21 protein-coding genes are annotated in these 21,918 nt (G+C 70.5%); 8 read left to right on the top strand and 13 right to left on the bottom strand.

Annotated features, from left to right (window positions below; genetic code table 11):
* The 4 genes from N4P33_RS03110 to N4P33_RS03095 form a co-directional block, all read left to right on the top strand.
* Nucleotides 1-591, top strand: a 591-nt coding sequence (locus N4P33_RS03110) for an HAD-IC family P-type ATPase (RefSeq protein WP_260824581.1), incomplete at its 5' end; no start/stop codon positions are given.
* A 629-nt stretch (nucleotides 592-1,220) separates the two neighbouring features.
* Entirely contained in the window at nucleotides 1,221-2,300 is a 1,080-nt protein-coding gene (locus N4P33_RS03105) for an amidohydrolase family protein (RefSeq protein WP_260824580.1), read from the top strand.
* A gap of 611 nt (nucleotides 2,301-2,911) precedes the next feature.
* Nucleotides 2,912-4,882, top strand: coding sequence for a nitrate- and nitrite sensing domain-containing protein (locus N4P33_RS03100; protein WP_260824579.1), 1,971 nt, complete (start codon nucleotides 2,912-2,914; stop codon nucleotides 4,880-4,882).
* Nucleotides 4,879-5,289: a roadblock/LC7 domain-containing protein gene (locus N4P33_RS03095; protein WP_260824578.1), complete on the top strand. Its 411-nt coding sequence runs from the start codon at nucleotides 4,879-4,881 to the stop codon at nucleotides 5,287-5,289. The genes N4P33_RS03100 and N4P33_RS03095 overlap by 4 nt, the downstream gene beginning before the upstream one ends.
* A gap of 83 nt (nucleotides 5,290-5,372) precedes the next feature.
* Here N4P33_RS03095 and N4P33_RS03090 read toward each other — a convergent pair whose 3' ends face one another.
* Nucleotides 5,373-5,903, bottom strand: coding sequence for an SRPBCC family protein (locus N4P33_RS03090; RefSeq protein WP_260824577.1), 531 nt, complete (start codon nucleotides 5,901-5,903; stop codon nucleotides 5,373-5,375).
* A gap of 336 nt (nucleotides 5,904-6,239) precedes the next feature.
* Nucleotides 6,240-7,634 carry an NAD(P)/FAD-dependent oxidoreductase gene (locus N4P33_RS03085; protein ID WP_260824576.1) on the bottom strand — a complete coding sequence of 465 codons (1,395 nt, stop codon included), beginning with the start codon at nucleotides 7,632-7,634 and terminating at the stop codon, nucleotides 6,240-6,242.
* A 45-nt stretch (nucleotides 7,635-7,679) separates the two neighbouring features.
* Between N4P33_RS03085 and N4P33_RS35630 the strand changes: the two genes are divergently transcribed.
* The 4 genes from N4P33_RS35630 (at nucleotide 7,680) to N4P33_RS03070 (ending at nucleotide 12,210) form a co-directional block, all read left to right on the top strand.
* The gene (locus tag N4P33_RS35630) at nucleotides 7,680-7,934 is read left to right on the top strand and encodes a helix-turn-helix domain-containing protein (protein ID WP_399028325.1); all 255 of its coding nucleotides are present in this window, start codon (nucleotides 7,680-7,682) and stop codon (nucleotides 7,932-7,934) included.
* A 767-nt stretch (nucleotides 7,935-8,701) separates the two neighbouring features.
* Nucleotides 8,702-9,343, top strand: coding sequence for a response regulator transcription factor (locus N4P33_RS03080; protein ID WP_260824575.1), 642 nt, complete (start codon nucleotides 8,702-8,704; stop codon nucleotides 9,341-9,343).
* Between the two features lie 87 nt (nucleotides 9,344-9,430).
* On the top strand, nucleotides 9,431-10,975 hold the full coding sequence (locus N4P33_RS03075) for an MFS transporter (protein WP_260824574.1): 1,545 nt from the start codon (nucleotides 9,431-9,433) through the stop codon (nucleotides 10,973-10,975).
* A 35-nt stretch (nucleotides 10,976-11,010) separates the two neighbouring features.
* The gene (locus N4P33_RS03070) at nucleotides 11,011-12,210 is read left to right on the top strand and encodes an FAD-dependent oxidoreductase (RefSeq protein WP_260824573.1); all 1,200 of its coding nucleotides are present in this window, start codon (nucleotides 11,011-11,013) and stop codon (nucleotides 12,208-12,210) included.
* A 589-nt stretch (nucleotides 12,211-12,799) separates the two neighbouring features.
* Here the strand turns inward: N4P33_RS03070 and N4P33_RS03065 are convergent.
* From N4P33_RS03065 to N4P33_RS03015, 11 genes are all read right to left on the bottom strand, one after another.
* Nucleotides 12,800-13,333, bottom strand: a complete 534-nt coding sequence (locus tag N4P33_RS03065; RefSeq protein ID WP_260824572.1) for a TetR/AcrR family transcriptional regulator — start codon at nucleotides 13,331-13,333, stop codon at nucleotides 12,800-12,802.
* Nucleotides 13,334-13,406: 73 nt separating this feature from the next.
* On the bottom strand, nucleotides 13,407-14,678 hold the full coding sequence (locus tag N4P33_RS03060; protein WP_260824571.1) for an acyltransferase domain-containing protein: 1,272 nt from the start codon (nucleotides 14,676-14,678) through the stop codon (nucleotides 13,407-13,409).
* Nucleotides 14,675-15,514, bottom strand: coding sequence for a cyclase family protein (locus N4P33_RS03055; RefSeq protein WP_260824570.1), 840 nt, complete (start codon nucleotides 15,512-15,514; stop codon nucleotides 14,675-14,677). Before N4P33_RS03055 ends, N4P33_RS03060 begins: the two co-directional genes overlap by 4 nt.
* A 2-nt stretch (nucleotides 15,515-15,516) precedes the next feature.
* The gene (locus N4P33_RS03050; protein WP_260824569.1) at nucleotides 15,517-16,038 is read right to left on the bottom strand and encodes an isoprenylcysteine carboxylmethyltransferase family protein; all 522 of its coding nucleotides are present in this window, start codon (nucleotides 16,036-16,038) and stop codon (nucleotides 15,517-15,519) included.
* Complete coding sequence (locus N4P33_RS03045; protein WP_260824568.1) at nucleotides 16,035-17,018, bottom strand: carbohydrate kinase family protein; 984 nt, start codon at nucleotides 17,016-17,018, stop codon at nucleotides 16,035-16,037. The genes N4P33_RS03050 and N4P33_RS03045 overlap by 4 nt, the downstream gene beginning before the upstream one ends.
* Before the next feature lie 34 nt (nucleotides 17,019-17,052).
* On the bottom strand, nucleotides 17,053-18,252 hold the full coding sequence (gene metK / locus N4P33_RS03040) for a methionine adenosyltransferase (protein ID WP_260824567.1): 1,200 nt from the start codon (nucleotides 18,250-18,252) through the stop codon (nucleotides 17,053-17,055).
* Nucleotides 18,249-18,701: an SRPBCC family protein gene (locus N4P33_RS03035; RefSeq protein WP_260824566.1), complete on the bottom strand. Its 453-nt coding sequence runs from the start codon at nucleotides 18,699-18,701 to the stop codon at nucleotides 18,249-18,251. Before N4P33_RS03035 ends, metK begins: the two co-directional genes overlap by 4 nt.
* 4 nt (nucleotides 18,702-18,705) lie before the next feature.
* Complete coding sequence (locus N4P33_RS03030; RefSeq protein WP_260824565.1) at nucleotides 18,706-18,954, bottom strand: acyl carrier protein; 249 nt, start codon at nucleotides 18,952-18,954, stop codon at nucleotides 18,706-18,708.
* Between the two features lie 37 nt (nucleotides 18,955-18,991).
* Nucleotides 18,992-19,399 carry a holo-ACP synthase gene (gene acpS / locus N4P33_RS03025; protein ID WP_260824564.1) on the bottom strand — a complete coding sequence of 136 codons (408 nt, stop codon included), beginning with the start codon at nucleotides 19,397-19,399 and terminating at the stop codon, nucleotides 18,992-18,994.
* Nucleotides 19,396-20,634 (bottom strand): beta-ketoacyl synthase, encoded by a 1,239-nt coding sequence (locus N4P33_RS03020; RefSeq protein ID WP_260824563.1) that lies wholly within the window; start codon nucleotides 20,632-20,634, stop codon nucleotides 19,396-19,398. The genes acpS and N4P33_RS03020 overlap by 4 nt, the downstream gene beginning before the upstream one ends.
* Entirely contained in the window at nucleotides 20,631-21,917 is a 1,287-nt protein-coding gene (locus N4P33_RS03015; RefSeq protein ID WP_260824562.1) for a beta-ketoacyl-[acyl-carrier-protein] synthase family protein, read from the bottom strand. Before N4P33_RS03015 ends, N4P33_RS03020 begins: the two co-directional genes overlap by 4 nt.
* Between the last annotated feature and the right edge of the window lies 1 nt (nucleotide 21,918).

The following is a 21,918-nucleotide window of genomic DNA, read 5'->3' as shown; positions in this document are numbered from 1 at the left end:
GACGGCGCCCCGATGGGTGTCCTGGGCATCGCGGACCGGCTCCGTCCGGACGCCGCCGCGACCGTGACCGCGCTCGCCGAGCTCGCCGGAACGGCGCCCCTGCTGCTGACCGGTGACAACCCGCGCGCCGCCGCCCGTCTCGCCGCCGAGGCCGGGGTCGAGGACGTACGGGCCGCACTGCTGCCCGAGGACAAGGTGCGTGCTGTCCGGGAGCTGGAGGCCGGCGGGCGCAGGGTGCTGGTCGTCGGCGACGGTGTCAATGACGCTCCCGCGCTGGCTGCCGCCCACACCGGGGTCGCGATGGGCCGGGCCGGTTCGGACCTGGCGCTGGAGACCGCTGACGCGGTGATCGTCCGGGACGAACTGGCCACCGTTCCTGCTGTTATCTCCCTGTCCCGTCGGGCCCGTACGCTCGTCGTGCAGAACCTCGTGATCGCCGGGGTCTTCATCGCCGGCCTGGTGATCTGGGACCTCGCCGGGCATCTGCCGCTGCCGCTCGGGGTCGCCGGCCACGAGGGCTCCACCGTCATCGTCGGCCTCAACGGCCTGCGGCTGCTGCGCGAGTCGGCCTGGCACAAGGCCGTCGGCTGAGCCGTCGCAGGCACCCGGCCGGCTGCCCCTCCGGCACACGGTCACCTGCGCCGCGCCTGCTGCTGCGCCAGGGCCGAAGCGCCGACCGCCGTCGGCAGAACGACGGGCGGGTGTGCGCCCCGAGACGGTCCCGGTTCCGGACGCCTCGGCCCCGTCCTCCGGCTCCGCCCCGTACCACGACGGGGGATCGGTCACCCCGTCCACGACAAAGCCGATCAGCGGCGGCACCGGCACCATGCGCGACTGCCGTGGCGGGCCCGCGCGGCTCGAGAGGAGAGCCACCGCCCGGCGCAACGTGGGCGAGCGTTGCTTCAACCCGCTCAAGGCAGTCTGGTATCGCCACCCGTACGAGGAGGCCGCCGTGTCTTACGGAGCTTTGGCGACTGGGCCGAGGTCGATTTGTGTCCGACGACGGCGTGCTGCGACGGCTGCCATTGGATCGTGCCGGTCGTGGCAGCCGACTGCTCCATGCGGCGGAATCTGTCCCCCGATGGCGCCGCCCGGCGAGGCCGCGCTCCTGTGACCGGTGCACCGTGGTGAGCCAGAGGACGGTGCTGCGGAAGGAAGTTCGAATGTCACGCTCGGGTCGGCCCCTGAGTCGGCGTGGTCTGCTCATAGCCGGTGGGGCCATGGCGTCCGCAGCCGGCACCACTCAGAAGTCCCGCGCCCTTGCCGGGGGAGGCGGCAGTTCGAGTGGCACCGAGGGTGGTGACGACGCCTGGCGGGCGAAGATCGATATGCACCACCACTTCACGGCGCCGCAATGGGTGGACTGGGCGGAGCGCGAAGGAGTGGTGCGTCGGGGAGAGCTGCTGTGGTGGGCGCGCTGGGAGGTGAACGCCACGCTGGCGCTCATGAACCGGGCGGGGATCGCGACCGCCGTTCTCAACCCCACCATGCAGGACCGGTATCGCTCCGCGGCGCAGGCCAGGGAGGGGCTGTCCGTCGTCTTCGAAGCACTGTCCGACTTGATGCACGAACATCCAGGCCGTTTCGCCTTCCTCTGTCCGGCCCTGCTGGACCACCCCGACGTCACCACGTGGGCGTTGCGACGAGCCTTCGACGAACTCGGTGCCGTCGGTGTCAGTGTGAAGGCGAGCTACAACGGTGTGTACCTGGGTGATCCCTCGTACGACCGCTTCCTCGCCGAGGTCGACGAACGCTCCGGGGTGCTCGTCACCCATCCACTCGATCTTCCGGGGAAACCGCCGGGGGTGCCCACGGTTCCCGGCATCCCGAACTTCATGTGTGACTTCCTGCTGGACACCACGCGTGCCGCTGTGAACATGATCCGCACAAGAACACTCGAACGGTACCCTCGCCTGTCCGTCGTCCTGCCGCACGCCGGCGGATTCCTTCCTCAGATCGCCACCCGCCTCGAGGCCTTCGGCGACTTCTGCACCCCGCCACTCGACGCAGCCCGGGTGCGGGAGGCCCTTCGCGGCTTCTACTACGACACGGCAGGCCCGCTGGCTCCGGCATGCACTCTGGTGGAGACGGCCGGGGCCGACCGGATCCTGTTCGGCACGGACTGGCCGGCCGCCTCCGCCGGGATCATCACCGACTACACGGTGCCGGCCGTCGAGGCGGACCACGCGTTCACCGAGCACCAGCGTCGCGGCATCTACCGAGACAACGCGCGGCGACTCATGCCCGCGTTGCAGCGGGCCGACCACACCGGTCCCCGGGGCGACCGGCACAGTGCGTAGCACCAACCGGGGGAGGGGGAGGGAGCCGGTTCGCTCCCGGCGTCCGGATCGTCCGGCGCCTCGGCGACTGAACCCGCGGTGTATCCCTTCGCGCCCTTCGGACTCGGATCAAGACTCTCTGCACTGATGCCTCACCGAGGCTGCTCGGAGGTGAACCCGGTGCGGCGCGCCGGCGGGGCGCGACGCTGTTCCGGTCCTGGCGGAGACCCCTGCAGCACGAAACTGATGTGGGCGGTCACCGGCATGCGGGATGACCTGCCGGTCCGGCACCCGCGCCGGTCCGTCGCGGCCCGCAGTATCAGTGGAGCGAGTAACTCCCACCCCTGATCGCTGAGTTCGCGGCGGCGTCTCTGGTCACAGTCTCCTGCCTTGCGGTGTGAGAGCGGTGCAACGGAATGTCCTACACGGTCTAACAGGCGGGAAACCGGCCGCCGCGGCAGCCGGACTAGTTTCGTGACATGAGGGCGTGGCAGCCGGTACGGCGGTGGTACGGCAGACTTGCCGTGCTGGGCAAGGGCGGATCGGGCAAGGGCGGTACGGCGCCCCACCACGGTGGCCGAACGGCTCCTGCCCTGCTGCCGGTACGGAGCTGGCGCAGTATCAGAGGTCGCGTGGGGGTGGTCATCACGGTCCCGGTCTGCCTGCTGCTGGCGGTGACAGGTCTCGCCGTGCACGGCCGCGCCGAGGTTCTCGGCGATGCACGGGCCACCCGTGCCGAAGTCGACCTCAGCCTGCGCATTCAGGCTCTGGTGCACCAGCTGCAACGCGAACGCGGGATGACCAACGGCCTATTGGGCGGTGAGGACGAGTTCCGCACACCGCTCGACGCCACCCGCGAGCGCGTCGACACGGTGCTGCTCGCCATGCGTCGCGAAGGCGCGGTCGAGGGCGTCGTCCAGCGGCACCTGCGGCGCCTGCCCGACATCCGCGCCGCCGCCGACAAGCGCGCAGCCGACCAGGCCGGGACCCTCACCTTCTACACCAGCGCCATCGACGCCCTGAACGCCGTCGATCCGGTGGCGGAGTCCGCGACCGGTGCCGACCGTCAACTGCGCGACGGCCTGGCCGCATTACGGGAACTGGCAGCCGCCACGGAGTCTGTCGCTCTCGAACGCGGGCTCCTCAACGGTGTGTTCGCCCGAGGCGCCTTCCGCGGCCGGGCGTACATCGCTCTCACCGAGGTGCGCGCCACACGCATCGCCGCCCTCGCCCGCTTTCGGCAGGTTGCCACCGCTCCTCAGCGTGCGGCCCTGGAAAGGGCCTTCACAACCGAGGACGCCGAACGCGCAACCGCCTACGAGAAACAGGCGGAAGGCGCCGCCGACGGCTCTCCGCTGAGCGCCGACGCGGGCACGTGGTGGGACGCGATGACCGTGCTCGTCGACGATCTGTACGCCGTCCAGCAGTCGGTCGGTGACGATGTACGGCACCGGGCCGACCGGCTCAGCCGCGATGCGGAGCTGGCCCTCGCCGCCTTTCTCGTCGGAGGCGCGCTCATCGCCGCCCTTGTCGTGGGCCTCGCCGTCTTTGCCTCCCGGTCCCTCACGCGCCCACTCCGTATGCTCGCCGTGACCGCCCAGGACGTGGCGCGGCGCCGGCTGCCCGAAGCCGTCGCCCGTATTCAGCAGTCCCCGCATGACCGTGCCGACCTCGCAAGGGCGGACGCGCCGGATGATCCCCATGCACCGCTGCTGGGTGGCGTGGCCGAGATCGCCGAGGTCGCGGCGTCGCTGCGCCGGGTGGAGGACCCCGCCCTCCGGCTGGCCTCCGAGCAGGCAGGCCTACGTCGCAACACCACCGAATCGCTGGCCAACCTCGGCCGTCGCAACCAGAACCTGGTACGTCGCCAGCTCGGTCTCATCACCCGCCTCGAACGGCAGGAACTGGATCCCGACGCCCTCGCCGAGCTCTTCGAGCTCGACCACCTCGCAACCCGTATGCGGCGCAATGCCGAAAGCCTGCTGGTCCTGGCCGGGCAGAATCCACCGCGGCCCACGGCAGCACCCGTCGACGGCCTCGTGGTCGTCCAGTCCGCCGTCGCCGAGGTGGAGCAGTACCGGCGAGTCCTGATCGCGACCGTGGAGCCTGTGCGGGTGCGCGGGCACGCCGTCGCCGATGTCGCCCATCTTCTCGCCGAGCTGATCGAGAATGGGCTGAACTTCTCGCCGCCGACGGAACCCGTCGAGGTCCACGGCTGGTACGACCGCGAGGACGACACGTACTGCTTGGCTGTGGTCGACCACGGCATCGGCATGTCAGAAGCCGACAAGGAACGTGCGCAAGGCCTCTTCTCCGACTCCGGCGAGGAGGCCCTGCTCGCCGCGCCCACCCGCTTCCTCGGCCACCTCGTCGTCGGTCGGCTCGCAGACCGCCTCGGGGAAGGCACCCGCATCGACCTCTTCGACACTCCTGGCGGCGGGCTGTCCGCACTCCTGTCTCTCCCCGGGCGCCTTCTCGCATCCGCCGAAGACCCCGCCACACCACCCCCGCACGCCAGACCCGCCGTCTCCTCCCTGCTCAACGGCTTCCGGGCGGGTGTCGCCCGCGCCGAAGCCAGAAACCCCCAAGGAGCGTCATCGTGACCACTGCCGTGCAGAGTTTCGGCTGGCTCGTCTCAGAGTTCGTACGCACCACCGACGGCGTCACCGACGCCGTCGCCGTCTCCACCGACGGCCTGCTCATGGCCGCTTCGGACAGCTTGGGCCGAGATCGCGCCGACCACCTCGCCGCCGTGGTCTCCGGCATCACCAGCCTGGCCCAGAACGCGGCGACGGCACACGGCTTCCACGGCATGAAGCTGGTCATGATCGAAATGCTCGGGGGTTTCCTGATGGTCGGCCGCATCCGCGACGGCAGCTGCCTCGGCGTTCTCGCGGCCGAGGGGTGCGACGTCGGCCTCGTAGGCTATGAGATGGCGGTCCTCGCCGACCGCGTCGGCGAGCTGCTCACCCCGCAGCTCATACGTGAACTGCACGCCGTGCCCAGGTGAGCCTCGTCACCGCCCACTCCAGGGCGTGGCAAGGCCCTCCGGCCGGCGTCGAGCGAGGGCTGTGACACCCTCGCTTGGAGTCCTCAGCCGCTCTCCTCGGCCAGCGTCTTGATGCCGTGAAGGGTGGCCTCCATACCCGCGCGCAGTTCCTTCATCCGGAAGGCAAGGATCTCCTCCTCCCGGTCCGGCCAGCGATCGAGCGCCAGCGTGACCCCGCTGCGCCCGGGTCCGATGAGGACCGACTGCCGCAGCCGGGTGCCCTCACCCTCGGCCCTGAGTTCGTATTTCCAGGACGCCATGGATTGCGCCGGATCCAGCGTCGGCTCTCCGTACCGGCCGTCCGCATCCGTGACTGCCCAGGCGAACACCCGTTGCTCGTCCAACTCGACCACCTGGGAGACAGTTCGCCAGTCGCCGAGCTGAGGGTGATGGTTGTAGCCCTCGAAGCGCGCGCCTACGAGGGGTCTGTCCGCGCCATCGAGCCAAGCCACGCGCTGTAGCTCCGGGCTGAGCCGGGCAGGCAGACGAATGTCGGTCACCAACTCCCAGACCTGCGGCACGTCTGCCTCGATACGAACATCGCAGTGCACGCTCGGACCGTCGGCAAATCGCATGTCAACCCCTCGATGTCAGACCTCCTGATTATCCACGTGGAACCGTAGAGCGTTCGGTGTATCTGACGATCAGGGAAGACGCATCGATGACCAGTCGAGAGGAGAGCACCGGCCGCTCGGCGAGCCGGGTGAGGTAGCGGCCTGGTCCTTCACCGCCGCGGTCAGCTGCTCATCGAGTGGATCCGGCAGACCCGGCAGGACGCTTCATCGCCCACACGGGGCTTCGTCGGCTTGTCCCGCTGCTCTTGGGGGGCGTGCCTTCACGGTGGCGAGTCCCGATGCCGCGTACGGGCCGGTGACGGGTGATGTTTGCGCAGCGCATGGTGGCGGGGACTCTCATGCGCTGAGCTCCGGCCGGCCGGCCGCGTGGATCACGGAGAAGTCCCGGGCGTCGAAGCGTGCCACGTGTGTGCGGAGCCGGTCGGTGGACCAGGGCCAGCTGAAACTGTTCCGGCCGTTGACGTCGAGGTAGTAGCTCCGGCATCCGCCGGTGTTGTACACAGTGCCCGCTAGCGCGGCCTGCAGGTCGGTGTTGTAGGCGGCTTGCACATCGCGGCGTACCTCGACCGAGGCCCACCCCTCGGCGCGTGCCGAGCGGATCGCGCCGAGGGCGAGGTCGAGCTGGGCTTCCAGGATGGTGAACGCGGAGCTGTGCCCGGTGCCCAGGCCGGGACCGAGCAGCAGAAATACGTTGGGGAACCCGGCCGTGACGGTGCCGAGGTACGCCTCGGGGGAGCCCTGCCAGTGGTCGGCGAGGGTACGTCCGGCGCCGTCGTGGATGAGGTTCGACAGGGGCATGTCCAGGATGTGAAACCCCGTGCCGAGGATGACCGCGTCGACCTCGGCGCTGCTGCCGTCGGCGCCGAGCACGGTGCTGCCGTCGACCGTGCGGACGGCGCAGGCGTGCACTTCTACATTCGGGCGGGTCAGGGCCGGGTAGTAGTGGTTGGAGAACAGGATGCGCTTGCAGCCGATGGTGTAGTCGGGAGTCAGCTTGCGGCGCAGTTCACGGTCGCGGACGGTGGCACGCAGGTGCACGCGTGCCAGGGCCTGTACGCCGCGCAGCAGCGAGGGTTTGCGGAATCCACGGCCCAGCATCTCCATGGCCCGGTACTCCACCGAGGCCACCGCGGCCCGGGCGCCGGGCACCTGCCGCATCGCCCACCGCTCGACTTTCGGAATGCGGTGGTCCGGCTTGGGCAGCACCCACTGGGCAGTTCGCTGGAACAGGTGGAGCCGGTCGACCTGGGGGGCGATGGCCGGGACGAACTGCACGGCCGACGCCCCGGTGCCGAGCACCGCGATCCGCTTGCCGCGCAGGTCGTAATCGTGGTTCCAGCGCGCGGAGTGGAACACCTCGCCGGGAAACGCCGAGAGGCCCGGGATGTCGGGGATGAGCGGCTCGTTCCACGGCCCGGCACCGGCGATCAGGAACCGGGCGGTGAATGCGCCGGCATCGGTTCTGATCCGCCACCGTGCCGCGTCGGGCTGCCAGTGCGCCCCGGTCATGCGTACGCCGAACCGGGTGTGCTCGCGCAGCCGGTGCCGGTCGGCGACCTCTCTCACGTAGGCGAGGATCTCCGGCTGATGCGCGTACACCCTCGTCCAGTCCGGGTTCGGCGCGAACGAATAGCTGTAGAGCCGGGACGGCACATCGCACTGGCAGCCCGGGTAGGTGTTGGCCCGCCACGTGGCCTTCCGCACACCGGCACTCTCTGACAGGCTCGTCATTTCCGGGCTCCAGCAGCCCACGAAACGCCGCCGATCCAGCCGGCGATGGGGCCCAGCACCTCCGTCGACCGCCCTCCGCCGGCTCTCATCGTTCCAGCAGGTGCTCACCTGTGGCATGCCGCGACGCTCCTTCGTGAGCACCGCGGCGACGGTCATGTCGCGGCTCTGGTTCCCGCCGGCATCGCAGGCCGCGAGCGCACGTCTTCCACACATGACATCGGTCTCGCGGAACTGCTCAGCGAGCGAGTAAGGGCTGACGGACCTCTCGTTCCGGACGGGTGCGCGCAGACGACCGGGTGAGGGGCGATGGTGTGCGGCCAACGCTGCCGGCGAGAGATGAGGTCGGCGGCCTGTGCTTCCGCGCCGCGCTGTGCCCGGCAAGGCCGTCAGCGGCTCGACCCGGCCGGTGTTTCCACGGCAGGTACACGTGGTCTCACACGGGCGCTGGGACGCGGCTCGGTCCGGCTTGAACTACGCGGCCGGACGAAGACCGCGCTGACGGAGAAGATCGCTGGGGCCCGCCCCGGAAATGACCACGCTCGCCGATCTCGTATGTGGCTTCGCCCCCTGTTGAACCGGCCAAGGCAACTGCGCAACGCCCACCGAGTGGATCGCTGCTCCTCGCGCCGCCGGTGCCTCACCCGCGCAGGTGCACCAACGCCTCGAACTCGATCCGCCCGCCGTGGACACCCGCCTCACCACTGCCGCCCGCCCCAGGGCGTCACCCTCGGGCGGCGGCAGTCGCTGGAGCCGACGTCCGCCTTCCGCATCGGCCGAATCCCGCCGGGCACATGAGGGGAAGGAAGTCAGATTTTCAATTACCGGCGGGCCGAAATCGATAAAAATGGCAGCTTCCTGTTGCGAAAAATATGCGTTACGCCCGCATCAATTTCTCGGCGTTGTCCGAAATGGTACGGGCCGTGGTGTACGATCGGCCGACAGTGGGCCCAATTTTCCGACGACGGAAGACGGGCCGACAACGGGGGCATCTCGATGCACCCGCGCACTCTCTACACGATCGTGAATACGACGGAGGGTCGCCGATGTCATCGATTCGGATCTTACTCATGGACACCGAACGGCTGGTCGCCGAAGGTTTCCGTAATATACTGCAGAGCTTCAACGAATTCTCGGTGGTGGCCGTCGCCCACGACGAGGCCACTGCCCTGCGCCAACTGCGGCGACATCACCCGCATCTCGTCGTGATGGGCCTGGGGGCGGGTGGAAGCGGAGGCGTGGACACCGCGCGGGCGATCCGCCAGGACTCACGGCACGTCCGCATCATCATCGTGGCGTCCAGCCAACAGCCCATCTACATGCGCGAGGCCTTCGTGGCCGGCGCCAACGCCTACCTCTCACGCGACATCGGTGCTCTGGAACTGCGGGACACTCTGCTCACCGTGCACCGCGAAGGCGCCGCCCTGTCCGCGGCGGCCGCCGGACAGGTCCTTGAACTCGTCTCCGGCGGACTGAGCGGCGACGCCTCACCCCTCGCCCTGCTCACCCGGCGCGAACGGGAGATCCTCTTCCTGGTCGCGGACGACCAGGAGACCCACCACATCGCCGCCCAGCTGGGCATCGCCCCCAAGACCGTGCGCAACTACCTGAGCCGCATCTACGCGAAACTGGGCACCCGCAACCGCCTCCAGACCGCCCTGTACGCGCTGCGCTCCCCGGAGTTCCGCAAGCAGTCGGTCGCCAAGACCTGACCTCCTTCCTCCGTCATCACCCATGAGCCAATACGATACGCTACGTGTAGCGTATCGTATTGGCATCCGAACGGGAGGGGCGGCGTCGTGCTCAACCGATGGTGGACTCTGTGCGTGGTGTCGGTGGGCAGCTTCATGCTGCTCCTCGACGTCACGATCGTGAACATCGCACTACCCGACATCGAGGAGGCGCTCGACGCGTCCCTCACCGATCTGCAGTGGGTGGTGGCCGCGTACGCCGTCGCGCTGTCGGCCGCCCTGCTCACGGCGGGATCGCTCGCCGACCGGTTCGGCAGACGAGCCGTCTTCTCCTGGGGCATGGCCGTCTTCACACTCGCGTCACTGCTGTGCGGGGTCGCCCAGGATCCGCTGATGCTCAATCTGGCGCGGGTGCTGCAAGGAGTCGGCGGCGCCGCCCTGCTGGCGACGTCCCTGGCGCTGCTGGCCGCCGCCCACCCTGACCACAAGGAACGGCATGTGGCGCTCGCCGTCTGGGGCGCGGTCAGCGGTGCCGCCCTGGCAGTGGGACCCCTCGCCGGTGGGATCATGGTGGAGGGCGTGGGCTGGCGGTGGATATTTCTGGTCAATCTTCCGGTCGGGATCCTGGCGCTCGTCGCCACGGTCATGCGCGTCGACGAGTCTCGCGCGGAGCGACCAGGCGCCGTCGACTGGCCCGGCTTTCTGACCCTCGGCACCGCCCTGGGGACGCTCTCCTTCGCCCTCCTGCGGGCCAACGAGGAGGGGTGGAGCAGCACCGCGGTGGTGAGCGCGTTCATCGTCTCGGGTGTCTCCCTTGGCGCCTTCGTGGTCGTCGAACGGGTCCGGCGTGACCCGATGCTGCCGGGCGCGCTGTTCGAGAAGATCACCACCACGGGCGCCGCGCTGGGTGTGTTGGCCATGAGCACGACGGCCTTCGCGCTGCTGCTGTATCTGACCCTCTATCTCCAGACGGTGCTGGGTCACGAACCGCTGGCCGCGGGACTGCGATTGCTGCCGCTGACCCTGTCCATCTTCGTGGCCTCCGCCGTGGCGGCCCGCCTGGGCACCGTGGCGCCGGCCCGCTGGCTGGTCTCCGTGGGCCTGGCCTGCATCGGCGCGGGGCTGCTGCTGATGGGCGGCATCTCCGTCTCCGACGACTGGACCGGCCTCCTCGCCGGTCAGCTGGTCACCGGTCTCGGCGTCGGCCTGGTCAATCCGAACGTGGTGGCCGCCGCGATGGGCGCGGTCGAGCCGGCCCGGGTCGGTGTCGCCTCCGGGTTGAGCAACACCTGCCGCTCGATGGGCATCGCCGTGGGAGTGGCCTCGCTCGGCGCGGTCTTCGCCGACCAGGTGCGCGACGGGGTCCACGACGCGCTGGCGGGCACCCCACTGGAGGTCCGGGCCGGTGAACTCGGCCACGCGGTGGCTTCCGGGCAGGTCGGTCCGGCACTCGCACAGCTTCCCGAGGACCAGCGTGCATTGTTCGCCGGTGCGGCGCAGGGCGCCTTCGTCGACGGCCTCAACTCGATCCTGACCGTGGCCGCGGTCGTGGCCTTCGTCGGAGCAGTCGCCGTCGTGCCCCTGATCCGCAGCCGCGACCTTGTCACCACCGGGCCCGACGACGAGCCCCTTCCGATCGCCGCGGGGCACTGACCGCCCCGGGCTCCCGCCCACCACAGGAGCAGACTGTGCAAACTTTGACCAGCCGGTGCGTCGTCGTCGGCGGTGGCCCCGCGGGTGTGATGGCGGGCCTGTTGCTCGCCCGGCAGGGCGTTGACGTGATCGTTCTCGAGAAGCACGGGGACTTCTTGCGCGACTTCCGCGGGGACACGGTGCATCCCTCGACCCTGCGCATCATCGAGGAACTGGGGATGATCGACGAGTTCCTGCGCATCCCGCACAGCAAGGTCACCACCATCACGGTGCAGACGCCTGCAGGCCCCACCGTCTTCGCCGATTTCGCGAAGATCCGCGGCACCCACCCGTACATCGCGTTCATGCCGCAGTGGGACGTCCTCGACTTCCTCGCGCGCAAGGGCCAGGAACTGGACACGTTCCGGTTGTTCCAGAAGGCCGAAGCCACCGGAGTGATCCGAGAGGGCAACCAGGTCCGCGGGGTGCGGGCCGTGACGCCGGACGGTCCGCTCGAGGTCCGGGCGGACCTCGTACTCGCCGCCGACGGCCGGCATTCCACCATGCGCCGGGCCGTCGGGCTGACCGTCTCGGCGTCCGCGGCGCCCATGGACGTGCTGTGGTTCCGGCTGAGCCGGGAGCCGGGCGAGACCATGAGCTTCCTGCATACCGGACCCGGCTTCGTTCTGGTCACCATCGACCGTGGTGACTACTGGCAGATCGCCTACGTCATCCCGCAGGGTGCCTACGAGTCAGTCCGCACCGAGGGCCTGGGACGGCTCCGCGCCGATGTGGCCTCCGTGCATGGACCGTTCGCCGGGCGACTGGACCGGGAGATCACCGACTGGGACCACGTGAAGCTCTTGAGCGTGCGCGTCGACAGGCTGCGCACCTGGCACCGGCCGGGGCTGTTGTGCATCGGCGACGCTGCCCACGCGATGTCGCCGGCCGGCGGGGTGGGCATCAACCTCGCCGTGCAGGACGCCGTGGCCGCCGCACGCATGCTCGGTCCGGTACTGCTCGCCGGCGGGACTCCCGAACGGCGCGAGCTGGCCGCGGTCCAGCGCCGCCGATCCTTGCCGGTGCGGGCGGTCCAGACGGCCCAGGTGCACATGCTCGCAGACCTGTACCCCAAGGACCGCAGAACCACGGTGGAACGCCCCCTTGCCGCTCGTATTGTCCGCCGCTTCCCCTTCCTGACCCGTTGGACGGCTCAGTTCATCGGCGTCGGCCTGCGCCCGGAGCACGTGGACTGACATGGCGCGGCCGCGCTGTGGGGCAAGGACAATGCCGCGGGGGAGGGAGGACGAAAGGACGGACGTGGCCGTATCGGTGGTGGGTCCCTCGAACCGCTGCGGCCGGGCGCCGGGACGGTCGGTGCGCGGTACGCGGAGGGTGCGAGCACCCGACGGCCCCCTGGGCCTCTTGTGCCCGCCGACGAGCACGAGGGTGCCGCGGGCGTCGGTAGGCGCAACGGGACGGACGCCGGGTGCCGAAAGAGGTGCAGACCCCCGCAGGCGGCTCGTGGAAAACACGCGGCATGTGAAGGGCAGGACAGCAGCCACGCGGATGGTACGAGCCCCTGGCCGAACCGGCAGACAGCTGACGGTCCACGCGCGCGCAGGCGGACCTTGCAGCCGCCGGACTCACCCTTCGGGCGGCTCGCGCCGGCGGGCGAGCGGCAGGGCCCGGGGCATGTGGGCGGCCCGCGCAGGCGGCCCGCCCGCGCCCGGCCGGATGGCCGGGCGCGGGCCGGGGAACGGGTGTCCGAGGCGACGGCGTCGCCCGGCGTAGGTTCGCCGCACGCTCTGCGGCCTCCTGCCCGAGCCGGTCCTCGCGCCTGCGTCAGGCACGGATCGACGGCCAGATGACGTCCAGGACCTGGTCGGCCCAGTCGGCCGGCGGGGGGCCCTCGATGACGGAGCGGGCCATGTAGGAGCCCGCCAGCATGCTCACCACCGTCTCGTGGTCCACCCCGGCCCGCAGTTCCCCCTCCGCCACCCCCGTGCGCAACGCGCCGAGCATGACATCTAGACGGGGACGCAGAATGGTCTCGCGGAACGCGCGGGTGAATTCCGGGTCCTCGTCACCGTGCAGCACAGCGGCGAGAGCACGCAAGCCGACCACGTCTTCGACTCCGCGTCTGAATTGCTCGAGCAAATTCAGTAGTCGCTCGCGTGCTGGTATCCCGGCAGGCGGCTCGGGAATGTCCTCCACGAAGGCCAGGGAGGAACGCAGCAGCTCGTAACGATTCTTGTAACGCCGGTAGATGGTGGTTTTCGCGACTCCGGAACGCTGTGCCACGGCCTCCACGGTGACTCCCGTCGGCCCCTTTTCCCGCAACAGTGCGAGTGCCGCCAGGACGATCTCCCTGGACACCTCCGCACTGCGCGGCCGCCCCGGAGCCGACCGGGTGTTTTCTCCCTGAACCATTCCGCGGAGTATATCGACGTCAATGGGCCGGACGGGCCCCCGTGCCGACAGCGGACCGGCTCACCGGCACTCCGGCCGTGTAGAGCCGGCCGAGAGCTTCCAGCATCGTGCCCGTGCCGTCGGTACTGCGGCCCAGTGAGGCCGGCCACAGACGTCCGCCGCCCGGCAGACAGCGGGCGCCGAGCCCCACCAGCGCCCGCCCCGGACCGACTTCCAGGAAGGTGCGTATCCCCATCGCGTCCACCACCCGGATCGCATCGAGGAACCGCACCGGACCGCGCATGTGCCGCCCCCAGTGCACCGGAGTGAGCTGTCCGGCCTCCAGCGGGCGCCCGCTGACGGTGGAGATCAAGGGCACGCGCGGAGGGTACGTGTGCACCCCCTCCGCGACGGCGGCGAGTTCGGCGAGTGCCGGTTCATGAAGCGGCGAGTGCAGTCCGGCCGGCACCGGAAGGCCGCTCACCCGGGTTCCCGAGGTACGCAGCCGATCAGTGAGCCGGGCCAGCATGGTGGCCTGCCCGGACAGCGACACCTCCCCCGGCGAGATGACCGCCGCGATCCCCACCGTGGACTCGAAGCCCCTGAGGGCTTCCAGCGCGGTGCGCTCGTCCAGGGCGACGACCGCCATCGCGCCGTCCGTGATCCGTTCCGCGAGGGTGATCTCCGTACCGAGCAGCCGCACCGCGTCCTCCACGCGGAGCGCGCCCGCGCAGGCGGCGGCCGCGTACTCGCCGGAGCTGAAGCCGAGCACCGCCGCGGGCTCGACACCCCGGGTGCGCCACAGTTCGGCCAGCGCCATGCTCACGCAGAAGGTGCCGAGCGCGCCGTGCGCCGTGCGGTGGACGATGTGGGGCTCTGCATCGGGATACAGGAGCCGCTGCAACGGCGTCGAGACGAACGGCCGGGCCGCCTCCGCGCACCGGTCGAACGTCTCCCGGTACACCCGCTCGGTGCGGTACAGCCCCTGCCCCATGCCCGCGAACTGCGCTCCCTGACCGCTGAAGAGGAACGCGACGCGCGCGGCCTCCTCGGCGATCCCGGTGTGCACCTCACGGACCGTCTCGCCAGCCAGGTGGGCGTCCAGGCGGGCGGCGATCTCCTCGCAGGTGCGTCCGGTGACGCTCAGCCGGTGGGTGGCGTGCAGACCGTCAGCTGCGTGTGCGCACACTTCCAGCAACGAAGAACCACCGGGCCGCGCGAGCCGGGCCGCGGTATCGCGTGCGAGGCCGGCGAGCTTCTCGGCGCTGGGCGCGGACAGCACAAGCAGACGGGTGGTGCGGCCCGCGGTCATGGCCTCCGCTCCGTCCCCAAGTCCGGATCGGTCCCGCTCACCTCGGCGACCGCCCGGCACCAGGCCGCGCCCGCGTCGGCCAAGGCCACGGGGAAGGCCGTGAACGTGAAGGGCCCGGACGGGATCTCCCGCAGCCGGGCGAGCCCCTCGATTTGCACGAACTCCCGTCGCCTGCCGTGCATGTGGGCGGGCCACAGGACGCCGCGGTCTCCCGATGCGTAATAGCGCTCGACCATGTCGCGGGGAGGCCCGTCGAAGCTCCAGCAGTCCGTGCCCAGGACCTTCACACCGAGATCCAGCAGGTGGTCGACGGCCTCGGGGCTGATCGCCGTGGATCGCGTGTGGTACGCGGGCGTGCCCAGGCGCAGATCGGAATCGGTCCGGAAGAGCACGACGGTTCCGGGCCCGACGCGTGCGCGGGAACGTCCCAGCGCGTCCTTGACATCGGATGCGGTCACCCTCTTCCCGCAGGCGCGGACATCCAGCACGGCTCCGGGCCCACGGAACCACTCCAGAGGCAGGTCCATGACCTTCTTGGCGGGACGCCCCTCGCACTCGGGTCCGTAGTGGAACGGCGCGTCCACGTGTGTGCCCTGGTGTACGGACATGCGGTAGAACTCGTTGGACAGGAAGCAGCCGTCCGGCAGGTCGTGGGGGCGCAGCCGGCGGCTGCCGGTCAGCCACCGCCAGTGGTTGACCAGACGGTCCCTGCGGCTGTCGCCGGGCAACGCCCGTATGCGGCGGGAGAGATGGCGGATGCCGTCCCGGTGGAGCCACTGCTCGAACTCGACTCCGGGGGCCCGGCGGCTCACAGGGATACTCAGGTCGACGTACACGGCTACTCCTCACTCGGTGCGTGCGCGGCCCGGCGGCCGGTGGTGCTCGCGGTGCCGGGGATCCAGCCAGGCACGGCGCGCCGGTAGGCGGCGTACTGCTCTCCGAAAGCCGCCCTGAGTCCCGGCTCCTCGAACCGGACGGTGGTCACGCAGGACACGGCCAGGACGAACGCGGCCCACACCAGGACGGCCGTCGCGGACCACAGCAGCGCCTCACCGGTCAGGAGCAGGGTCATCCCGGCAGCCATGGGGTTCCTGATCACCCCGTACCAGCCCGACCGGACCAGCCGCTCGGGCGGGCGGTCGCCGAGAGGGGTGGGCTGGCGCAGATAGACGCGGTCCACGGCGTCCGCGGTCATCCAGGCGCCGAGCAGGACCAGGACGAGCCCGGCGGCCACGCGGAGCCCGTCCGTGCCCGGCGGCGGGGGTCCCGGCAGCCACAGGCCGAGCGCTGTGGGGACCGCACCGGCCACCACGAGGGGGATCAGCAGGGGCTCGGCGCGCAGTGTCCGACCTCGCTTCACGGCATGCTCCCTAGCACTGGGGCGAGTGCGGTCACGGCACGTTCCCCGTAGGCGCTGCACAACCGGGCCGTGAGAGAACGGGCCCCCACCGTGTACTCCTGGGTGCCGGCCGACTCCAGGGCGAAGGAGGCAAGGACGCAGCCCAGCCGGGCCGCCGCCTCGGTCGGGGCGCCCCGGGCGACCGCGGCGAGCATCCCGGCGCGCAGCGCGTCGCCTGCGCCGGTCGGTTCGACGGCTTCGACGTCGGGGACCGCGGGTACCAGGAGCGGCTCGTGGCCGGAACGCTCGATGAGCACCCCGTCGGCGCCGAGTGTGGTCACCCAGGCCCCGACCCGGTCCAGGATGCGCCGGGCGGTCCAGCCGGTGCTCTCCTGGAGCAGTGCCGACTCGTACTCGTTGGTGAACAGCCAGCGGGCGCCCGTGAGCAGGAACTGTGTGTCCGTGCGATTCAGGCGGGCGAGCTGCTGTGAGGGGTCGGCGACGAACGGCAGTGCGGCGGTACGGCATTCCTCGGTGTGCCGGAGCATGGCCGCCGGGTCGTTCGGCGAGACGACCACGAGGCCGAGCGGCCCGGCCCGTTCGGCCACCTCGCGCAGCGAGATGGTGCAGGCCGCCCGCATGGCCCCGGGGTGGAAGGCGCCGATCTGGTTGTGGTCGTCGTCGGTCGTGCAGACGAACCGTGCCGTGTGCCCGCCGGGCACGACCAGCACGGAGTCGGTGTCGACGCCGTGCTGCTTCAGCCACACCTGGTAGTCGGTGAAGTCGGGTCCGACCGCTCCCACCAGAAGAGGTGTCAGGCCCAGGCGGCCCAGACCCAGAGCGATGTTGGCGGCGACCCCGCCGCGCCGGATCTCCAGCCGGTCGCACAGGAACGAGAGGGACACGCTGTGCAGCCGGTCGGGAACCAGTTGTTCGGTGAAGCGGCCTGGGAAGAACATGAGATGGTCCACCGCGATGGACCCGGTGACGGCGATACGCACCCTGGAGCCTCCTGAGGGATTGCGGCGGTGCGGGTCAGATCCCAGCGGCCTGCCGGAGTTTGTCGGCCCGGTCGGTGGCCTCCCAGGTGAACTCCGGTCCGGTGCGGCCGAAGTGCCCGTAGGCAGCGGTCCGGGAGTAGATCGGGCGCAGCAGGTCCAGATCGCGCACCAGGGCCCCAGGACGCAGGTCGAACACCTCGGTGACGGCACGCTGAACGGTGGCGACCGGCACGGTCTCGGTGCCGAAGCACTCCGTGAACAGGCCGACGGGGCGGGCGGTGCCGATGGCGTAGGCGACCTGCACCTCGCAACGTGAGGCCAGGCCGGCCGCCACCACGTTCTTGGCGACCCAGCGCATCGCGTACGCCGCCGAGCGGTCGACCTTGGAGGGGTCCTTGCCGGAGAAGGCGCCGCCGCCGTGGCGGGCCATGCCGCCGTAGGTGTCGACGATGATCTTCCGGCCGGTGACACCCGCATCGCCCATGGGGCCGCCGATCTCGAAGCGGCCGGTCGGATTGACCAGCAGCCGCACCCCGGAGACGTCCAGCACGCCGGTCAGCGCGGCGAGTTCGGGGTCGAGGACGTGGGTGCGCAGATCCGGGGCGAGGAGCGTGCTGAGGTCGACGTCGCGAGCGTGCTGGCTGGAGAGGACGACCGTGTCCAGCCGGACCGGACGGTCGCCGTCGTACTCCACGGTGACCTGGGTTTTGCCGTCGGGCCTCAGATAGGGCAGGACGCCGGTGCGGCGGACCGCGGCGAGACGGGCGGCCAGTCGGTGGGCGAGGGTGATGGGCAGCGGCATCAGTTCCGGCGTCTCGGCGCAGGCGAAGCCGAACATCAGCCCTTGGTCGCCTGCGCCGATGCGGTCGAGTGCGTCCGCGTGTCCTTCGATCCGGGCCTCGTAGGCGTCCGACACGCCTCGGTCGATGTCGGGTGACTGCCGGCCGAGCGAGACGCTCACTCCGCAGCTCGCACCGTCGAAGCCCTTGGCGGAGGAGTCGTAGCCGATGGCGAGGATCCGTTCCCGGGCCACGGCGGCGACGTCGACCCCGGCGCGGCTGGACACCTCGCCGGCGATGTGCACCTGACCGGTGGTCACAAGGGTCTCCACGGCCACGCGGGCGTTGGGGTCCCGGGCGAGCAGAGCATCCAGGACCGCGTCGCTGATCTGGTCGGCGATCTTGTCGGGGTGCCCTTCGGTCACCGATTCCGACGTGAACAGGCGCCGGGTCACGGCCGTACAGCCCCTGACTCGATCTTCTGCTTGATGCCGGCCTGGTTCTGGCGGGTGTGGACGTTCATCCGTTCCAGAACGGTTTCCAGTGGTGTCTCGAACTTCTCGTCGAGTTCGAAGTCCTGGACCCAGGTCATCAGCGTGCCCTTCGGTGCCGGCTGATAGGTCCACCTCAGGTGCATGTACCGGAACGGGTACAGCGGATCACGCCGCTCGGCGACCGCGACGAGTTCGCGATGGTCCAGGATGCGCCAGGAACGCCAGCTCGCGCCCTCGGCGTTGGTGAGCTCGAAGACGATCTCGCTCCAGCGGCCCTCGCGCTCCTGGGAGAGGAGCTTGGCGTGGCTGTACTCGTCGAAGATCTCCGACCAGCGGGCGATGTCGTTGGTGACGTCGAAGACATGCCGGGCGTCGGCCTCGATGACGATGCTGTTCTCGATGCGCGGCACGGTCTCATCCCCTTCCCGCGGTGGCCGGGAGCAGGCGCGTCACGCAGGCCACGAGGTCGCCGACGGTGGTGAACCCGCCCTCGGCATCGGCGCTGATGTCGATTCCGAAGTGCTGTTCCAGGGCGACGACGATCTCCACCAGCTCGGTGGAGTCGATCTCGAGGTCGCGGTTGAGGTGCCTGCCGTCCTCGAGTTCCTCGGCGTCGAACCCGACGCCACTCAGGACGCCGATCACTTCTTCCCGAACGTTCATTTGACTCACTGACTCCTTCACTCGCTCTCGCCGCGTCTCACACGGCCACGGCGATGGCCACGGCGACGCCGGCCTCGTGGGTGATGCTCAGATGCAGGCGGCTGAGCCCGGCACTCCGGAACGCCCGTGCTGCCCGCCCGGTCAGCCGGGGTACCGGCGCCCCGGACGGTTCCCGGCCGATCTCCACGTCCCGCCACCCGCAGCCCTCGCCGTGACCGCCGAGGGTCTTGCGCACGGCTTCCTTGGCCGCCACCCGGCCGGCCAGGCAGGCGGCGCGGTGGCGCGCCGATGCCCCCTGGCACAGGGCCTGTTCGGCCGGGGTGAGCAGCCGGTCGAGCAGCGGCTGCCCGCGACGCTCCAGCATCGTGCGCAGCCGGCCGATGCCGACCACGTCGATGCCCACCGCCCGCACCGCCGCTGCACCGGGAACCGTCGGCCTGGTCAACGCCTCAGCATCAGACACGCGTTGACACCTCCCAGACCGCGCGAGACCACCAGCGTGTGCTCCCACCCGGGGGCGGGCCGGGCCTCGCCGCGCACCAGGTCCAGGTCGATGCCAGGCGCCGGACGGTCGAGGTTCACAGTGGCCGGGACTGTCTCCTCCTGCATGCCCCGCAGCGCCAGCGCCACGTCGGCGGGTGCGGCGGCGCCGAGCAGATGCCCGAACCCGGACTTGGGCACAGTGACCGGCAGCCGCGCCGCGGCCGGCCCGAAGGCCTCGTGCAGCGCGTAGCCCTCGGTGACGTCCTCGAAGGGGATCGCGGAGCCGTGAGCGAAAACCGCTCCCAGGTCCTCTCCCGGGACGCCGGCCCGGTCGGCCGCGGCGCGCATGGCCCGGCCGAGGATCCGGCCTGTCGGTTCTACGGTGTAGTACGGCATGTAGCCGTCGGTGCTCACGCCCCAGCCGGCCAGTTCGCCGAGGATCGTCGCGCCCCGGCGTTCGGCGTGCTCGCGCCGCTCCAGGATCAGGAACACCGCGCCTTCTCCGAAGACACTGCCGCCGTGTCCGGCGTCGAAGGGGCGGTACAGCTCGTCCGCGGCAAGGGTGCCGCGGGCCTTGGCGCCCAGCCCGCTGGTCTCCAGGCACAGCCAGCCGTACGGGGACAGCGGCGCCTCGACACCGCCCGCGATGACGACGTCGGCGCGGTCGCGCAGCAGTGCCTCGGCCCCGCCGATGAGGGCGTACGCGCCGCTCGCGCGGTCGGCCACGAAGGTTCGGGCAGGGCCCTTGATGCCCTGGTCGATGCAGATGTTGCCCTGGGGAGCGGCGGGGAACCAAGCGGTCGCCTGGTAGGGGCTGACCGCCCGCGGGCCGTCGGTCCACAGGTTGCGCAGCTCGCGTTCGGCGAACTCCCAGCCGCCGAGGATGTTGCCGACCATGACGCCGGTGCGCTCGGGGGTCACGTCCGTGCCGACGGCGACGCCGGCCTCGTCGAGGGCCTGGCGCACGGCGTGGACGGCCAGGTGGGTGAAGCGGTCGGTGCGCTTGACGAACCGGGACGGCAGTTCGGCGTCGGCGTCGAAGCCGGCCTGCCCCGCGGCCGGGCAGGCGTACGCCGAGGCGTCGAACCGGTCGATGGCGGTGACGTGCGCGACCCCCTCCCGAGCCCCCTCCCACAGGGGGTCGAGGCCCGTGCCGGCCGGGGTGACCGCGCCGATTCCGGTGACGACGACACTCATCGCCGGCCTCCTTCCCGGACCGCGCTGGCGACCAGGGCCGCGTGCAGGCCGGCGAAACCACTGGCGTCCTTGAGGATGACCTCGCCGTCCCAGGGCCGGCCCGTGCCCGGCACGTAGTCGAGGTCGCACGTCGCGTCGCGGGTCTCGTAGTTGGCGGTGGGGTGCACGAAGCGGTGGGTGCAGGCCAGGGCGCACAGCACGAGCTCCATCGCGCTGGCCGCGGCCAGCGCGTGGCCCAGCATGGACTTGGCCGAATTCACCGGGACCTGGCGGGCGCGCGGGCCCAGGGCGAGTTTGAGCGCGCTGGTCTCGCAGGTGTCGTTCTGCCGAGTCGAACTGCCGTGCGAGCTGACGTGGTCGATGTCGTCGGGGCTCAGTCCGGCACGCTCGACAGCCTGGGTCATGGCCCGGGTCAGATCGGCGCCGTCGGACAGCAAGTCGGTCATGTGGATGGCGTTGGAGGTGTGGGAGAAGCCGTCTATCCGCAGGTACGGCGTTGCTCCACGGGCGCGTGCGTGTTCCCGCTCCTCCAGCACCAGGACACCGCAGCCCTCACCGAGCACGAAGCCGTCGCGCTCGTCGTCGTAGGGGCGGGAAGCGGCCTCGGGCCGGTCCTTGTGAGCGCGCGAGAGGCAGTTGATGATCTCGAAGGAGGCCACGGTGACGGGCGTGATCGGTGCCTCGGTGGCGCCGGCGATCATCACGTCCGCGTCTCCGTGGGCGATGGTCTCGAAGGCATGGCCGACCGCGTCGATGCCGCCGATGCATCCGGTGGACAGGGTGACGCACGGACCCTGCGCCCCGAACAAGGCGGACAGAACCGTGCCCGGGGTGTTCGACATGGAGGCGAGGTACAGGTCGCGGCCCGCCTTCGTCGGGTCGATGGGCTTGCGACCCTCATCCGTGACGGCGAGGAACTCCTCTTCCATCTTGGGCGTGCCGCAGATCGCGGTGGACAGCGAGATGCCGGTACGGTCCGCCGCGTGACCACCGGCCTCGAGACCGGCGTCCCGCATGGCCTGGGCGGCGGCCGCGAGGGCGAACTGCACATACCTGTCCAGCCGTTGCCCCTCGGGTGGCAGGTAGGGTATCTGCTCCTCGAAGCCGGGTACTTCCGCCACGGCGTCCGAAAGGAACGTGAATTCCTTGAACAGGGCGGAACTGGTGATGTCGGAAAGCGGTTTGGTGACGCTCCTGCCCGCCGAGACCGTGTCCCAGAAGGCGTCCTTTCCTATTCCCGCCGGGCTGACCACTCCGAGCCCGGTGACGACCACTTCTCGCATG

This window comes from Streptomyces sp. 15-116A, assembly GCF_025290915.1.
Classification (GTDB): Bacteria; Actinomycetota; Actinomycetes; order Streptomycetales; family Streptomycetaceae; genus Streptomyces.
Note: the sequence above shows the minus strand (reverse complement) of the source record. Positions and strands in the feature narration are given on the sequence as shown.

Coding starts and splice junctions, on each gene's coding strand:
- N4P33_RS03105 (WP_260824580.1), top strand. CDS start 1,221: ATGGCGTCCGCAGCCGGCACCACTCAGAAGTCCCGCGCCCTTGCCGGG.
- N4P33_RS03090 (WP_260824577.1), bottom strand. CDS start 5,903: ATGCGATTTGCCGACGGTCCGAGCGTGCACTGCGATGTTCGTATCGAG.
- N4P33_RS03085 (WP_260824576.1), bottom strand. CDS start 7,634: ATGACGAGCCTGTCAGAGAGTGCCGGTGTGCGGAAGGCCACGTGGCGG.
- N4P33_RS35630 (WP_399028325.1), top strand. CDS start 7,680: ATGGGGCCCAGCACCTCCGTCGACCGCCCTCCGCCGGCTCTCATCGTT.
- N4P33_RS03080 (WP_260824575.1), top strand. CDS start 8,702: ATGGACACCGAACGGCTGGTCGCCGAAGGTTTCCGTAATATACTGCAG.
- N4P33_RS03060 (WP_260824571.1), bottom strand. CDS start 14,678: ATGACCGCGGGCCGCACCACCCGTCTGCTTGTGCTGTCCGCGCCCAGC.
- N4P33_RS03030 (WP_260824565.1), bottom strand. CDS start 18,954: ATGAACGTTCGGGAAGAAGTGATCGGCGTCCTGAGTGGCGTCGGGTTC.
- N4P33_RS03020 (WP_260824563.1), bottom strand. CDS start 20,634: ATGAGTGTCGTCGTCACCGGAATCGGCGCGGTCACCCCGGCCGGCACG.
- N4P33_RS03015 (WP_260824562.1), bottom strand. CDS start 21,917: ATGCGAGAAGTGGTCGTCACCGGGCTCGGAGTGGTCAGCCCGGCGGGA.